We start from the raw sequence: 14,050 nt of genomic DNA, 5'->3' as shown, positions 1-14,050 counted from the left end.
TCCTTCCTCACTTCGCCCCGGCCGCGGGGACTGCGACCGCCCTGCCCACAGGGGGGACCTCGGGCCCGGGCGGCAGCAGTTCGGTCACCACGAAGGCGACCACGGACGCGAGGATGATCACGGGGATCATCGCGCCGCTGCCGAGCAGCAGCACGACGAGCACCACGCTGCTGACCGGCAGCCGCAGCGCACAGGTGGCCGCGGCCGCCATGCCGGCCGCCATGCCCGGTATGACGCCCAGCCCGGGCAGCGGTGCGACCAGCACGCCCGCGGCCGCGCCCAGGAACAGAGCGGGGAAGATCGGGCCGCCGCGCAGGCTGCCCAGACAGAGCGCGTACGCCGCGCCCTTGCACAGCAGGACCGCGATCAGCGCCCCGATGCCCCAGGCCTGCGGATCGGCGGCCATGCTGCCCATCACGGCCTGGCCCGAGGACGCCACGTCGACGGGGGAGTTGCCGGTGACGAGCGCGTACAGGGCGCCGAAGGCACCCGCCGCCACGGCGCAGACGGCCGTGTGGGCCACCGGCCGCCGGGCCACGTACACGGAGGCGAACCGGCCGCCGGCCAGCACCATGTGCATGAAGACGCCCATGACGGCCGCCAGGAGCAGCGACCACAGCACGTCGGGGGCGTCGAGGCGGGGGAAGGGCGTGTCCAGGTCCAGCGTCAGGCTGCCCGTCGACAGGCCCGTCCAGCGGCCGAAGCCGGTGAACACCAGCTCGCCGACCCCGCTGGAGAGCAGGGCCGGCAGCATGATCGCGAACAGTTGCGGTCCGCCCACGCCGGCCACCTCCATCAGCAGCACGGCACCGATCAGCGGATTGCCGAAGATCGCGGAGATGGCCGCCGCGGCGCCGGCCGCACCCAGGATGGCCGTGCTCTGCGGGGTCGCGGGCGCCTGCGCCAGGTCCCGGAAGAGCAGCGCGAGCCCCCCGCCGAGGGCGATCAGCGGGGCCTCCGGGCCGAGGGTCGCACCCAGCGGCAGGCTGAGCACGGCCGCCAGGATCACGCCCGGCAGCGCGGCGGAGGAGGCACCTCCGGCGTGCAGTCCCGAGGCGGGGATGTGCCCGCCCGCGCCGGGCAGCCGGGTCACCACCAGCCCGACCAGGACACCGGCCACCAGCAGCAGCGGCAGCGGCCACCACCAGGGCGGGGCGCTCCAGCCGAACGCCTCCGGGAGGTCGGTCCACATCAGGTGCTCCAGCTCGTGGAGCCCGACCAGGAACCAGAACGCCGCGAGGGAGACGGGGATGCCGATGAGGGCGCACAGGACGAGGAGTTTCAGGTAGCCCGGCGTGCGCAGCATGTCCCGCAACCGGTCGCCCTCCGCGGGCGGTTCGGCGGATGCCGGTGCCGGGGTACGCGGTGCCGTCATGGGGTCATCCCTTCCCGTCCCCCGTGACCGACCGGCTCCTCAGCCGAGGAGTCTGCTCTTCTGCTGGGCGAACTCCTCCTCGGTCAGCAGTCCCTGGGCCTTCAGCTCGCCCAGCTTCTGCAACTGGTCGAGCTTGCTGCTCATGTCGTCGCCGGCGGGCGGGGCCGGGGGCGGGGGAGGGGGAGGGGCCTGCTGCTGTTGGTACGCCTGCTGCTGTTCGTATTCCTGCTGCTGCCAGCGGCCCGCCTGCCGCCGCGAGACGCGGTTGGACACCGCGGTGGCGGTTCCGGCCACGACGGCGGTACGGGCTACACCGCGAAGAAGTCCGGGCATGGGGCGTCATCTCCCTGGTTGCCTTGGGGCGGACGGCCGCCGTGCGCGTCCGGTCCGCGGGTCGTCAGGTGCCAAAGGCCGCAGGCCGGGCCGCTGCCCGCCTGCCGCCCCCGGCTCGGGCTCACGCCTCCATGGCGTCGAGCGAGGCCAGCAGCGCCTGGACGGGAATCCGGCCGCCGGCCACCAGCTGCGCACCGCCGCGGCGCAGGGCGCGGGCGAACGGCGCCGCCCAGACGTTCTCGTACACCAGGATCCCGGCGGAGTTGCCGGCCTCCAGGGCGGCACCGGCCTCGTCGATGTCGTCCTGGCCGAGCAGGCCCGAGGCCGCACCCTCGAAGACGGTCAGGTCCATCTCGCCGCCGCCTGCGTCCTTCAGCTCCAGGGCGACGACCGAACCATCGGCATCCTTGCGGACGAAGACCAGGTCGAGGATGCGGATGATGCCGCGATCCACGAGATCGACGAGCAGGGGCAGGCCCTCGCCGGTCATCCTGTTGCCGGGGAACTCGACGACCAGGTAGTCGACCGGCCCCATCGTTTCGATGTCTTCGCTGATCTCGTCGCTCATCACCACTCCTCATGTGCGATGCGGTGGGGGTGACCGCGTCGTGAGCCGCCACACTGCGGGGCAGCCCACCAGCTCATTGCAGCACCCCCACGACGCCTTCGCACCTCCGGCCGGCGGCCCCCGACGGCCCCCGACGGCCGCGCCCGGCGCGGTCCGTGAACGGCGTATGGCAGTCGTGTGTCGGGCCGCGGCGCTCCCTTCACCTCGCCGCGCGGTGCGCCTACGGTCGTACCCGAAGCGCCACCACGACCGTGTGCCCGAGTGGCCCAGGGGCCGGACTGCAAATCCGGTGACGCGGGTTCGAATCCCGCCACGGTCTCTACGACGGAGGGTCCGCCCGGTTCCAGTCCATCCGGGACCAGGGCAGGGCCAGCCCGTCCCGGCCCGCCACCTGCCGCGGGGCCAGCGAGCCGACGGGGACGGCCTCCCGGTGCCGCGCGTACACGGTGTCCACGTACCGGTGGCCGGTGTCGGCGGCGACGAAGAGGACCGTGCGCCGCGGCGACCGGGCTCGCTCCCAGCGCGCCGCCAGATAGCCGGCCCCGGTGGACAGCCCGGCGAACACCGCGTGCCGGCGCAGCAGGTCGACGCTGCCGGACAGGGCGGCCTCGAACGAGATCCAGTGGAGCGTGTCGTACGACGCGTGCCGGACGTTCCCGAACGGGATGGAACTGCCGATCCCGGCGATGATGATCTCCGGGTCGGCGACGTGCTCCGCGCCGAAGGTGACACTGCCGAAGGGCTGCACGCCGACCAGCTCGGTGCCGGGCGCGTCCTCGCGCAGGTAGTGGGCGAGGGCTCCGGTGGAGGCGCCCGAGCCGACCCCGCCGACGAGGGTGAGCTCCGCACCGTCCGTGGCCCCGCGGATCAGGTCGGCCACGGCCCGGTAGCCCAGGTAGTGGACGTCGTCGTGGTACTGGCGCATCCAGTGGTGCCCGGGGTGTTCGGCGAGGATCTCGTGGACCCGCTCGACGCGCCGCTTCTGGTCCAGCTTCAGGTCGCTGCAGGGCTCCATCTGCTCCAGCGTCGCGCCGAGCACGGCGAGTTGGGTGCGCAGGGTGTGGTCGACCGTCGTCGAGCCGACGATGTGGCAGCGCATGCCGTACCGGTGACAGGCCAGCGCGAGGGCGTACGCGTAGATCCCGCTGGAGCTGTCCAGCAGGGTGTCACCGCGCCGCACCACGCCCGTGTCGAGCAGGTGGCGGACCGCGGCGAGGGCGGAGACCACCTTCATCGTCTCAAAGCGCAGACACACGAGCCGGTCGTCGAGGCGTATCAGGTCCGGTCGGCCGATGGCCTCCGCGATGTGCTGGTCCACTCGGGGACTCCTTGGTCGTCGGGAAGGTCGTGAACGTGCGGGTGGCGGGGATGCCCTCGCCCTCCAGGGCCCGCAGGCAGCCGCGGACCCGGTGGTGCAGCCCCGGTGCGGACGGGTCCAGCAGCAGCCCGGCCACCGCCCCGCTGTGCGCGATCTGCACGCCCACGGCCCCGAGCCGCCGGGCGATGCCGACGAGCGCGTCGAACTCCGGATGGCGCAGCAGCCGCTGCCCGCGCCGGGCACTGGCCGTCGCCACCCGGCCGAGCAGTGCGGCGTCACCGGTGGTCACCGCCCGCCGCAGCAGCACGCGCAGACGCTCGAAGGCGCGGACGTCGTGGTCGTCGTACTCACGGGCGGGGAGCGAGAGCGTGTCCACGGGCGCGCCCCCGCCCAGGGCGCAGCCCACGACCACGAGGGACGGCAGACGGTGGCCGAGCACCTCCAGCACCCGCCCCTCGCGCTGGGCGAAGAGCACCGGGCGGGCGTCGAGCATCAGCGGGTCGCAGGCCAGCTCGGCACGGACCGCGAGCCGGGCGACGGCGGCGGCCGGGAGCCGTATCCCGTAGGAGTCCGCGACCGCCCGGACCACCGCGATGACGTCACTGGTGGAGCTGCCCATGCCCAGCCCCACCGGGATGTCACCGGAGATCCGCAGCTCCCCGCCGCACGGCGGCTCCCCGCGGCGCAGGGCGCACTCCTCGATGGCCAGGACCGCCGCGCGCGCCGCTTTCGTACGGTCCGCGGGCCGTACGGTGAGCCGCTCCGGCGGGGTGCCGGGCCGCCGGGTGAACTCGGCCCCGCTGCCCGGCCCGCTCATCGGCAGGGTGACCAGCCCGGCGCACCGGCGCCCGGCGGCGTCCAGGAAGACGCCCTGGAGGATCTCGCCGTGGTGGCAGGAGGCGTGCCCGGCGCCGCGGCGGTCGGCGCCGGGGGAGTTCCGGCGGGTCGCCGCGATCACGCCGGGCCCGCCGTCCGGTAGCGGTACAGGGTGGTCGGGTCGGCGCTGAACTGGGAGAAGGGGAAGGGCTCGGCGGACAGGGCGGTCACCCCGGCGCCGAGGAAGGCACGGGCCACGGCGCTGCCGCTCTGGGCGTACACGACGAGCGGGATCCCCCGCGTGCGGCAGCGGTCGAGGATGGTGTCGAAGGAGCCGTTGCTCAGGGTCATGCCGGTGGCGACGACGGCGTCGGCGCGCTCCAGCACCTCGTGCATGTCGGTGGTGACGGGGTCGCCCCACTGGGTGGTACGGAGGTTGAAGTCGCAGGGCAGCGGTGCGCCGCCGCGCTCGCGGATCGCCGCGACCAGCGGGTTCACCACGCCGATGAGGCCGACCGCGGCCCCGCGGTCGATGTCCAGCAGCCCGGCGATGGCCGCGTCGCGGGCCCTCGCCCGCACCTCGGGGGTACCGGCGGGGAGGGTGACCGGCTCGGCCCCGGAGTCGCGGTGCGGGTGCCGGAAGGCCAGGTAGGCGTCGAGGGCGGCGATCCGCAGCGGGCGCGGTGCCTCACGCAGCAGGACGTCCAGCGGGGCGCCGGAGGAGTCGCGGCAGATCGCCGGGTCGATCTCACCGGCCTCGAAGGCGCAGCCGCCGAAGGCGCCGCCGAGCCGGACCAGGACGTACTGGTTGAGGTAGGTGGTGTCGCCGCCGGCCAGCCGGGTGCCGTGGTGGATCCAGAACACGCTGGTCGCCGTCAGCCCGGAGGGCAGTGGCCCGTGCTCGCCGGCCAGTACGGCCTCGATCAGGGCGTCGACGCCGGCCGGGGGAGCGGTGGTCGTCGTGGGGGCGGGGTTCGTCATGGGTTTCCTTGTCGGAGCGCGGATCGGGAGGGGCCGGGAGGGGATTCAGGGGGCGGACGGGGAAGCGGACGTGGAGGGGGCCCGGGGCGCGGTGCCGCGCAGGGGCCCGCGGTAGGTGACCGCCGGCCGGCCCAGGGCGTCGGCGGACAGTTCGGCGTCCACCTCGAAGAACCGGGCGAGGTTCTCCGGGGTCAGGACGTCGGCGGGAGCACCGGAGGCGACCAGCCGGCCGCCGTACAGCAGCAGCAGCCGGTCGCAGTGGCGGGCGGCCAGGCCCAGGTCGTGCAGCGCGACCAGAACCGTCTGATCGGCTCCGGACAGCAGCTCCATCAGCTCCAGCTGGTGCTTCACATCGAGGTGGTTGGTGGGCTCGTCCAGCAGCAGCCCGTACGGCTGCTGCGCGAACGCCCGCGCGATGTGGGCCCGTTGGCGCTCCCCGCCGGACAGGGACTTCCACGGGCGCCCGGCGAGCGCGGTGAGTCCCACGCGTTCGAGCGCGGCGGCGACCACGGCCCGGTCGTGGGCGTCCGGTCCGCGCCAGCGGTCACGGAACGGGGTCCGGCCCAGCCCGACCACGTCGGCCACGCGCAGGTCGGTGTCGAGACCGGAGTCCTGCGCGACGAAGGCGACCCGGCGGGCGATCGTGCGGGCGCTCAAGTCCCGTACGGACACGCCGTCGTAGCGCACCGTGCCCTCGTCGGGCACGCGCAGCCCGGCCAGGCAGCGCAGCAGCGAGGACTTGCCCGAGCCGTTGGGGCCGATCAGCCCGACGGTCTCGCCCGGTGCGATGTCCAGGCCGACCCGGCGGACGACGGGCGTGCCCGAGACCGACCAGCTCAGCCCTTCGGCGGTGATCCTCACAGCTCCCCCCTCCTGCGCAGGACGACGAGGAACAGCGGGACCCCGATCAGCGCGGTGACCACGCCGACGGGCACCTCCCGGGGCGCGAAGACCACCCGCGCCAGGGCGTCGGTCCACACCAGGAACACCGCGCCCGCGAGCGCCGCGTGGGGCAGCAGCACCCGGTGCAGCGGCCCGGCCAGGAAGCGCACCCCGTGCGGGACGATCAGCCCGACGAATCCGATGGCGCCGACGGTGGCCACCGCGACCGAGGTCAGCACGGCCGTCACCACCAGCAGCAGCATCCGGGTGCGCCGTACGCCGATCCCCAGGGAGGCGGCGGTGTCCGCGCCGAAGGCGAGACCGTCGAGGGCGTTCGCGCACAGCCAGGCGGCGCCCAGTCCCAGGGGGGTGACGACCGCGCAGACCACCACGGCGTCCCAGCGGGCCGGGGCCATCGAGCCCAGCAGCCAGTGGGTGACGGCACGCGTCGTGTCGGCGTCCGCCGAGGCCATCAGGGCGAGCGAGGTCAGGGCGGTGAAGAGCTGACCGACGACCACACCGGTCAGCACGATACGGACCGAGTCCAGTCCCGTGCGGCGCAGCAGGAGCAGCAGCCCCGCGAACGCCAGCAGCGCCCCGGCGAGCGCCCCGCCGGTGACGCCGAGGGTGCCGGCGCCGGCGCCGAGCACGACCACGGCGACCGCTCCCGCCCCGGCGCCCGAGGAGACCCCGAGCAGGTACGGATCGGCGAGGGCGTTGCGCGTGACGGCCTGGAGCACCGTGCCGCAGACCGCGAGCGCGGCGCCGACCAGGGCCGCCATCAGGACCCGCGGCAGCCGCAGGTCCCAGACGAGCGAGTCCAGCAGCGGCGGCAGCGGTTCGGTGTCCAGCCCGAGCCGCGCTCCGAACACCCGGGCCAGGTCGGTCCATCCCACGTCGGCGGTGCCGACCCGGGTGGCGGCCGCCACCGAAGCGGCCAGTACGACCGCCATGGCGGTCAGCAGCCCGGCCCGCGCGGGACCGTACCGGGGGGCCGCCGCGGACGGCGGGGGCGGCACGGCGGCGGCCGGGCCCGGGGTGCGGGCCGAGGGGTGCAGCAGGCCGACGGACGGGCCCGTCGCCGCGGCCGGTGCCGGTTCCGGCGCGAGATCCGTTGCCGGGGCGGCCGGCCGGGCCCGGCCGGCCGCGTCAGCGGACATACCCGAGGTCCTTCATCCCGGCCGCCAGCAGGCCCAGTGCGTGCACGGACCGTACGGACGGGTCCAGTTCGATGCCGGGAACCTCGACGATCCTGTTGTCGCGCACCGCCGCCAGCTTGGAGACCACCGGGTCCTCGGCCATCGCCCTGCGCTTCTCGGCGGCGCTGTCGCCCGGCCGGCCGCGCTCGGACAGGTCGCCGATCACGATGAAGTCCGGGTTCCGCCGCGCGACCTCCTCCCAGGACACCTCCGGCCAGTCCTCCTCCACGTCGTCGAAGGCGTTTCGCGCGCCGACGATCCGGCTCATCTCGCTGGGCAGGCCGGTCCGGCCCGCCACGTACGGCATGCCGTTGAAGACGGAGTAGAGGTAGACGACGGTGGGCTGCTTCCCGTCCCGGGCCGTGCCGGCGGCGCTCTCGCCGGCCTTGGCGACGGCGGCGCGCTGCTCCCGGGCGAGGGCGGCGGCCCGGTCCTCGGCCCCGAAGACCTTCCCCAGCGCTTCGTAGTCGGAGAAGAGCAGTTCGAAGGGGGACTTCCCGGCCTCGTTCTGCTGGGGGCAGTCCACCGCGCTGACGAAGGCGGGGACCTGGAGGGCGGCCAGTTCCTCCCGGGTGCCCGCCCGGTCCTTCGTGTAGAGGTCGGTGGAGCCGGCCACCACGAAATCGGGTGTGGCGGCACGCAGTTGCTCACCGGTCGCGATCTTGGGGGCGATCACCGGGACCTTGGCGTAGGCCTCCTGGTACTGCGCGGGAATCTTCGTCTTGAGGTTGGCCGTCCCGGCCATCCGGTCCTGGAGGCCCAGTTCGAGGAGGGTCTCGGTGGAGGTCTGGTCCAGGGCGACGGCGCGTTTCGGGGGTCCGTCGAAGGAGAGCCGGCTGCCGCAGCTGGTGACTGCGGTCCGGGCGGCGGCCGCACCCGCCGCGGTGCGGTCCGTGCCGCGGTCGGGGGTGGTCGCGCAGCCCGCGGCGGCGGCCGCGGAAGCGAGAACGAGGGTCAGGGCAAGGCCGGTTCGGGCGCGGTGGCGCATGGAATCTCCGTCGGGGAGGGCGTGGGTGTGGGCGTGGGTGTGGGGGGATGCGGACGTGGTCGTGCACCGGGCGGGAGCGCCGCGTTCACAGAGTACTGTAATGGTTATCGTTTTCATTAATGGAATGAGGAGCACCACATCGTGGCGACCACACCTGCCCCCACGGAGTCCAAGAGCCGTCCACCGCAGGCACGTTCCGTCCTGCGCGACATCGCCTTCCTGCGTCTGTGGGCGGGCACCACCGCCTCCGGACTCGCGACCTGGGCCCTGCCCTTCGTCCTGGGCCTCGCCGTGCTGCAACGGGAACTGGGCGCGGCCGGCCTGGGGCTCGTCCTCGCGGCGCGCACGGCCGGCTTCCTCGTCGCGGTGGCCGTCGGCGGGGTGCTGGCCGACCGTCACTCCCGCCGGGCCGTCGTGCTCTGGTCCGCCCTGGCTGCCGCGGCGGCAGCACCCCTCCTCGCGGTCGGACTCGGCCGCTCGCTCCTGCTGATGACCGTCGCCGCCGCCCTGGCCGGCGCCGGCCAGGGGGCCTGCCGCCCCGCCTTCCAGGCGCTCACGGCCGAGGTCGTCGACGCCGACCGCAGGCAGCAGGCCAACGCCGCGACGACCCTGGCCGTACGCGCCTCCACCCTGGCCGGGCCGGCCCTGACGGCGCTGCTCGCGGCCTTCACCGGCGTCGCGACCCTGCTGCTCGGGATCGGCCTGCTCTGGCTGGTCGCCGCACTCCTGCCGGGCCGGGGGGCCACGGCCGCAGCGCCGGACGACGCGCCCCGGCCGCGGCGGGCGTCGCTGCGCGCCGAGTTCGTCGACGGGATACGCGAGGCCCGCCGCCACCCCTGGTTCCTCGCGGGACTGGGCGCCCTGACCGCCGTGATCGCGCTCGGCTACTCCGCCACCAGCGTCGCCCTGCCCCTGATCAGCCGTGACCGCTACGCCACCGAGTGGGTCCTGGCCGCCGCCATGACGGCCTACACCGTGGGCGCGCTCGGCGGCGCCCTGGTCACCGCCCGCCTCCGGCCGCGCTCCCAGGGCTGGGCGGCCTTCGCGGGCCTGGCCGCCTACGGCTTCGCGCCGCTGAGCCTGATGTTCCCCGTGCACCCGGCCGTGGTGATCGGTGCCTACGCGGTCGCCGGTATCGGTATCGAACTGTTCAACGTGCCCTGGTTCACCGCCACGCAGCGCGAGGTCGCCCCGGACAAGCTCGCCCGGGTCTCCTCACTGGACTTCCTCGTGTCCTACGGCCTCGCCCCGGTGGGCCTGGCCCTGATCGCCCCGGCCATCGACACCTTCGGGGTCACCCCGGTCCTCGGCGCATGCGCCGCGGCCTGCTTCCTCGTGCCCGCGGCGGCCGCGCTGGCGCCCACCGCCCGCCACTTCGGCCGGCCGCCGGCGCCGCGGGAGACTCACTGAGGACGCTGTGGGCGCAGGAGGGCGAACACCGCGCCCTCCGGGTCCGCGACCGTGGCCTGCCGTCCGCGCATGCCCTCCCGGGGCGGGTCGACGACGCGTCCGCCGAGCTCCTCGACCCGGCTCGCGGCGGCGTCGGTGTCCTCCACCTCGAAGTAGGCCAGCCAGTGCGGACCCCGGTCGTGCGGCAGCGAACGGCCCACGCCGTGCACGGCGGCGACGGGCCGCCCCGCCAGGTTCAGCGTGAGGTGGTCGAAATCGTCCGCGGCGGTGGCATGGGTCTGTGCCTCGTGGCCGAATACGTGCTCGTAGAACTTGCCGACCGTCGAGGTGTCCTGGGTGATCAGCTCGTGCCAGACGGGGGTGCCCGGCCCGCCGTGCGGCCGGGCGCCCAGGTGGGCCTGCGCCTGCCACAGCCCGAAGACCGCGCCCAGCGGGTCCGAGCAGATCGCCACCCGCCCCGCGATACCGGCGTCCAGCGGTCCCACCGCGACCGTGCCGCCGCACGCCCGGACCGACTCGGCGGTCGCGTCGGCGTCGTCCGTGGCCAGGTACGTGGTCCACGCCATCGGAAGATGTCCGTCGGGCGGCATCTCGCCGATCCCCGCCACCTCGTGGCCGTCCAGCACGGCACGGACGTACGGCCCGAGCTGCTCCGGCCCGGGCACGTACTCCCACCCGAACAGGTCGGCGTAGAAGTCCTCGGTGCTCCCGAGGCCGTGCACCATGAGACTCACCCAGCACGGGGTGCCGGGGGTGCGCCGGGTCGCTTCCGCTGCCTCGGTCATGTCAGCCGTCTCCTCCGTCGTGCCGTCACCGGTGCTGATGGTTCCACTCCGGCGCACGCGGCGCGCCCCGACCGCGCCGCATTCCGGTGGTCCGGAACGGAGTTGACCGGAACAGGGTGCCCCGCTGATGACGGCCCTGTTACGCGGGTGCCGGGCGGGGAGGAAGATGGCCGGCATGACTGCGAACACTGCGATCCTTTCCGCCGCCGAACTGGGGAACGAGCTGGCGGGCTCCCGGCCGCCGGTCCTGCTCGACGTCCGCTGGCAGCTCGGCGGCCCCGACCAGCGGCCCGCGTACGAGGCCGGACACCTGCCGGGCGCCGCGTACGTCGATCTCGACCGTGAACTGGCAGGTCCGGCCGGGTCGGGCGGACGCCACCCGCTGCCGGACGCGGAGGCCTTCGGCGCGGCGATGCGCAGGGCCGGGGTCCTGGCGGACGCGCCCGTGGTCGTGTACGACGGCGGCCAGGGCTGGGCGGCGGCCCGCGCGTGGTGGCTGCTGCGCTGGACGGGTCACCCGAACGTGCGAGTCCTGGACGGCGGCCTGGCCGCGTGGACGGCGGCGGGAGGCGAACTCACGGCCGAACGGGTGATTCCGGTTGAGGGCGATTTCAAGCCAACCCCGGGTGCTCTCGGGCTGCTCGACGCCGACGCGGCGGCGCTGCGGGCGCGCGAAGGCGTCCTCCTCGACGCCCGGGCGGGGGAGAGGTACCGCGGAGAGGTGGAGCCGATCGACCCGGTGGGCGGCCACATCCCGGGCGCACTGTCGGCCCCGACCACCGAGAACGTGGGCCCCGACGGCCGCTTCCTGCCGGCGGACGCACTGCGGGCCCGGTTCGAGGCGCTCGGCGCCTCGGAGGGGAGGCCCGTGGGTGTGTACTGCGGCTCGGGAGTCTCCGGAGCCCATGAGGTGCTCGCCCTGGCGGTGGCCGGTATCGAGTCCGACCTCTACGCGGGCAGCTGGTCGCACTGGTGCGCGGACCCGGCCCGTCCGGTGGCCACGGGTCCGGACCCCCAGTAGCGGCCCGGGGGCCGGGCGCTGCCCGGCCCCCGGGGCTACTCCTGCTTCTTGCGGCGGGTGCCGAAGACGATCTCGTCCCAGCTCGGCACGGCCGCGCGGCGCCCGGGGCGGACCCCGTCGGCCTCGGCCTGCCGGTCGGTGGTGCCCGTCAGCCGGTCGCGATGGCCCGCCACCGTCCGGGGCATCAGGACGTCCGCGTACGCGGCGCCCGCACCCGCCGACGCGGCGGGAGCCGGCGGCTCCTCCGCCTCCGGTTCGGTGTCCGTCGGCTCGGTGCGCTCGGGGACGATCATGTCACCGCGGAAGCTCGGTACCGCCTCCAGCAGGCTGGTCAGCGTGTCCCGCTCCTCCTCCGGCTCCGGTACGGGCGCGGGCCGGGGCTCGACCCGCTCCAGCTGCCGGTCCAGGGCACGGTCCAGCGGCCGGTCGCGCGGCAGGCGCGCGATCCTCGGTACGAAGGGGAAGCTCGGCTCCGGCGCCGCCGGCAGGTCCTCCGACTCACCGATCAGCGAACGCGCCTCGTCGTCCACGGCCACGACCAGCCGGCGCGGCGGGTCGTAGGTCCAGCTGGCCGCGTGGGGTTCACCGGCGACCCGGTAGACCAGGAGGACCTCCCAGGTGCCGTCGTCGCGGCGCCACGAGTCCCACTGGACGGAGTCCTTCTCGGCCCCGCGCAGGGTGAGGCGTTCCTGCACGGCCTCGCCCAGCTGCGGCCCGGTGTTCTCGCCGGGGCGGCGCACCGGGGTCTTGCGGGCGCGTTCGGCCATGAAGGCGCGCTCGGCGAGCACGGGGCCCTCGAAGCGGCGGACGCGGTCGACGGGGATGCCGGCGAGTTGAGCGACCTCCTCCGCGGAGGCACCGGCTCGTATGCGCGCCTGGATGTCGCGGGGGCGGAGGTGGCTCTCGACCTCGATCTCGATCTGGTTCAGGCGCGCGCGGTCGTTGCGTACCGCAGCCCGAAGCCGCTCGTCGATCGGAAGCGTGTACTCCGTACTGTCCGCAGCCTTGAGCACCAGTCGTGTGCCGTCATTGGAGACGGCCACGACACGCAGTTCGGGCATGGGGACCTCCCGGGTGGTGCCTGCCGACGTCACGTGCGTCGCTGCTTCCGCTAGTCGAGTGTGGCCTGCCCGGGTGCAGCCTGCCACAACCTTGCCGAGTTAAACCGGCGTGTCGGGCATGCGCCCTTGATCGCCGTTATGGCACGGTTACCTGTTGGGCACGCACAGTGACCAAGTGGTTACTGTGCGCAGCAGGAACCGTGCAATGCCGCGGCATCGCCGGTCTTCGAGTGCCGCTTTCCGTCAGCCGGCCCCCTCTCCCGGGTCCGGACATCCGAAAGGAAGGACAGACCCAGGGCTCGCCACAGTACTCCATTCGGGCCACCTGGGTGGACCGCCGCGCCGCCGAAGTTTCCTCGGACGGCGGGAGTTGGGCTGCCCGCTGTCGGGTCCCGCCCTTGTGTGCCGACTTGTCGCGGGTGTCCTGCTTCACAGAATCACCCGAAACGGAACTATCCCCTTCGCTCAGCTGTCAGTAACTGCTGAAAGAGCGGAAGCACGAGAGGCCGGACACACAGGGGATGGCGATGGGCCGGAGGACGACGGGTGACGCCGGGGTTGAACCGGAGGCGAAGAAGCTCGACCTGAGCGTGGCCCAGGTCGCCGGATCCTCCCTCGCCACCGTCGCCGCCGCCCTGCTCGCCTCGAAGATGGGCGTCTACGGGACCATCCTCGGCGCCGGTGTGGTCAGCGTCGTCACCACCGCGGGCGGACCCGTCATCCAGCACCTGTTCCGGCGCACCGGCGGCCGGCTGCGCGAGAGCACCCGGCCGAGGGCCCGTCAGGTGCCGCCGCACCACGAGGAGGGGGAGGCCGCGGCGGCCGCGGGCCCGGCGCAGGAGTTCGGCGCGGCCACCGTGCACGGCACCCGGATGCGCGGATGGAAGCGCACCGCGGTGGCCTCCGGCGCCGCCTTCGCCCTCGCCATCGGCGGCCTCGGCACCTACGAGGCGCTGGCAGGCACCTCCGTCAGCAGCGGCGGCGGCACCCTCTTCTCCGGCGGAACCCGCACGGCGGGCGAGGATCCCGCCCCGCCCGAACACGGTCCGGCCGACGGGGAGAAAGGGCGGCGGGGCGGCGCCGGCACCCCCGGGCCGGGGACCTCCCCGACCCCCTCCCGGCCTGACGGGAGCCGGAGCCCGGCTCCGGACCCCGGACCGTCACGCTCCGGCGAGCCGGCGCCGGGCCCCTCGGCGCCGACGCACGGGCCGGCGCCGACCCCCACACCGTCGGCGCCCGACCCGGCCCCGCCGACGGCGCCGAGCGCCGGCGGTGCGACGCCGTCGCCGCGGACGAGTGCCCCCTGACCTGCC

Annotated in this window: 14 protein-coding genes and 1 tRNA gene; 4 read left to right on the top strand and 11 right to left on the bottom strand. The window is 74.6% G+C overall.

Going from position 1 to position 14,050, the window contains the following annotated elements; genetic code table 11:
• Positions 1 to 7: 7 nt before the first annotated feature.
• The 3 genes from AAT21_RS27510 to AAT21_RS27500 form a co-directional block, all read right to left on the bottom strand.
• Entirely contained in the window at positions 8 to 1,375 is a 1,368-nt protein-coding gene (locus tag AAT21_RS27510) for a chloride channel protein (protein ID WP_046779622.1), read from the bottom strand.
• A 39-nt stretch (positions 1,376 to 1,414) separates the two neighbouring features.
• Positions 1,415 to 1,708 carry an SHOCT domain-containing protein gene (locus tag AAT21_RS27505; RefSeq protein ID WP_046779621.1) on the bottom strand — a complete coding sequence of 98 codons (294 nt, stop codon included), beginning with the start codon at positions 1,706 to 1,708 and terminating at the stop codon, positions 1,415 to 1,417.
• A 121-nt stretch (positions 1,709 to 1,829) separates the two neighbouring features.
• The gene (locus AAT21_RS27500) at positions 1,830 to 2,276 is read right to left on the bottom strand and encodes a DUF6325 family protein (protein ID WP_200904468.1); all 447 of its coding nucleotides are present in this window, start codon (positions 2,274 to 2,276) and stop codon (positions 1,830 to 1,832) included.
• A 247-nt stretch (positions 2,277 to 2,523) separates the two neighbouring features.
• On the opposite strand from AAT21_RS27500, the gene AAT21_RS27495 reads away from it, so the two are divergent.
• A tRNA-Cys gene (locus tag AAT21_RS27495) sits at positions 2,524 to 2,595 on the top strand.
• Here the strand turns inward: AAT21_RS27495 and AAT21_RS27490 are convergent.
• Genes AAT21_RS27490 through AAT21_RS27465 form a run of 6 tightly spaced genes read right to left on the bottom strand, consistent with a single transcriptional unit; the run spans position 2,596 to position 8,460 of the window.
• Positions 2,596 to 3,594: a pyridoxal-phosphate dependent enzyme gene (locus AAT21_RS27490; protein WP_046779620.1), complete on the bottom strand. Its 999-nt coding sequence runs from the start codon at positions 3,592 to 3,594 to the stop codon at positions 2,596 to 2,598. It lies immediately after the preceding tRNA gene.
• On the bottom strand, positions 3,515 to 4,552 hold the full coding sequence (locus AAT21_RS27485) for a GHMP family kinase ATP-binding protein (RefSeq protein WP_079025992.1): 1,038 nt from the start codon (positions 4,550 to 4,552) through the stop codon (positions 3,515 to 3,517). Before AAT21_RS27485 ends, AAT21_RS27490 begins: the two co-directional genes overlap by 80 nt.
• Entirely contained in the window at positions 4,549 to 5,391 is an 843-nt protein-coding gene (locus AAT21_RS27480; RefSeq protein ID WP_046779619.1) for a Rossmann-like domain-containing protein, read from the bottom strand. The genes AAT21_RS27485 and AAT21_RS27480 overlap by 4 nt, the downstream gene beginning before the upstream one ends.
• 45 nt (positions 5,392 to 5,436) lie before the next feature.
• Positions 5,437 to 6,252, bottom strand: a complete 816-nt coding sequence (locus tag AAT21_RS27475; protein ID WP_046779618.1) for an ABC transporter ATP-binding protein — start codon at positions 6,250 to 6,252, stop codon at positions 5,437 to 5,439.
• Positions 6,249 to 7,433: a FecCD family ABC transporter permease gene (locus AAT21_RS27470; RefSeq protein ID WP_079025991.1), complete on the bottom strand. Its 1,185-nt coding sequence runs from the start codon at positions 7,431 to 7,433 to the stop codon at positions 6,249 to 6,251. Before AAT21_RS27470 ends, AAT21_RS27475 begins: the two co-directional genes overlap by 4 nt.
• The gene (locus AAT21_RS27465) at positions 7,423 to 8,460 is read right to left on the bottom strand and encodes an ABC transporter substrate-binding protein (RefSeq protein ID WP_052758003.1); all 1,038 of its coding nucleotides are present in this window, start codon (positions 8,458 to 8,460) and stop codon (positions 7,423 to 7,425) included. Before AAT21_RS27465 ends, AAT21_RS27470 begins: the two co-directional genes overlap by 11 nt.
• A gap of 141 nt (positions 8,461 to 8,601) precedes the next feature.
• On the opposite strand from AAT21_RS27465, the gene AAT21_RS27460 reads away from it, so the two are divergent.
• On the top strand, positions 8,602 to 9,870 hold the full coding sequence (locus AAT21_RS27460) for an MFS transporter (RefSeq protein WP_046779617.1): 1,269 nt from the start codon (positions 8,602 to 8,604) through the stop codon (positions 9,868 to 9,870).
• On the opposite strand, the gene AAT21_RS27455 is transcribed toward AAT21_RS27460, so the two are convergent.
• The gene (locus tag AAT21_RS27455; RefSeq protein ID WP_046779616.1) at positions 9,864 to 10,655 is read right to left on the bottom strand and encodes a VOC family protein; all 792 of its coding nucleotides are present in this window, start codon (positions 10,653 to 10,655) and stop codon (positions 9,864 to 9,866) included. The genes AAT21_RS27460 and AAT21_RS27455 overlap by 7 nt on opposite strands.
• A gap of 175 nt (positions 10,656 to 10,830) precedes the next feature.
• On the opposite strand from AAT21_RS27455, the gene AAT21_RS27450 reads away from it, so the two are divergent.
• Positions 10,831 to 11,676, top strand: coding sequence for a sulfurtransferase (locus AAT21_RS27450; protein ID WP_046779712.1), 846 nt, complete (start codon positions 10,831 to 10,833; stop codon positions 11,674 to 11,676).
• Positions 11,677 to 11,711: 35 nt separating this feature from the next.
• Here AAT21_RS27450 and sepH read toward each other — a convergent pair whose 3' ends face one another.
• Positions 11,712 to 12,737, bottom strand: coding sequence for a septation protein SepH (gene sepH / locus AAT21_RS27445; RefSeq protein ID WP_046779615.1), 1,026 nt, complete (start codon positions 12,735 to 12,737; stop codon positions 11,712 to 11,714).
• A 527-nt stretch (positions 12,738 to 13,264) separates the two neighbouring features.
• Here sepH and AAT21_RS39755 point away from each other — a divergent pair.
• Positions 13,265 to 14,044 (top strand): hypothetical protein, encoded by a 780-nt coding sequence (locus AAT21_RS39755; protein ID WP_268768209.1) that lies wholly within the window; start codon positions 13,265 to 13,267, stop codon positions 14,042 to 14,044.
• Positions 14,045 to 14,050: the final 6 nt, after the last annotated feature.

It is taken from the genome of Streptomyces yangpuensis (genome assembly GCF_001005295.1).
Taxonomy (GTDB): domain Bacteria; phylum Actinomycetota; class Actinomycetes; order Streptomycetales; family Streptomycetaceae; genus Streptomyces; species Streptomyces yangpuensis.
This window is presented reverse-complemented; position numbering and strand designations above follow the sequence as displayed.

Bases quoted from the DNA above. Each gene is read 5' to 3' on its own strand.
- AAT21_RS27510 (WP_046779622.1), bottom strand. From the start codon at position 1,375: ATGACGGCACCGCGTACCCCGGCACCGGCATCCGCCGAACCGCCCGCG.
- AAT21_RS27505 (WP_046779621.1), bottom strand. From the start codon at position 1,708: ATGCCCGGACTTCTTCGCGGTGTAGCCCGTACCGCCGTCGTGGCCGGA.
- AAT21_RS27500 (WP_200904468.1), bottom strand. From the start codon at position 2,276: ATGAGCGACGAGATCAGCGAAGACATCGAAACGATGGGGCCGGTCGAC.
- AAT21_RS27480 (WP_046779619.1), bottom strand. From the start codon at position 5,391: ATGACGAACCCCGCCCCCACGACGACCACCGCTCCCCCGGCCGGCGTC.
- AAT21_RS27470 (WP_079025991.1), bottom strand. From the start codon at position 7,433: ATGTCCGCTGACGCGGCCGGCCGGGCCCGGCCGGCCGCCCCGGCAACG.
- AAT21_RS27465 (WP_052758003.1), bottom strand. From the start codon at position 8,460: ATGCGCCACCGCGCCCGAACCGGCCTTGCCCTGACCCTCGTTCTCGCT.
- AAT21_RS27455 (WP_046779616.1), bottom strand. From the start codon at position 10,655: ATGACCGAGGCAGCGGAAGCGACCCGGCGCACCCCCGGCACCCCGTGC.
- AAT21_RS27450 (WP_046779712.1), top strand. From the start codon at position 10,831: ATGACTGCGAACACTGCGATCCTTTCCGCCGCCGAACTGGGGAACGAG.
- sepH (WP_046779615.1), bottom strand. From the start codon at position 12,737: ATGCCCGAACTGCGTGTCGTGGCCGTCTCCAATGACGGCACACGACTG.
- AAT21_RS39755 (WP_268768209.1), top strand. From the start codon at position 13,265: ATGGGCCGGAGGACGACGGGTGACGCCGGGGTTGAACCGGAGGCGAAG.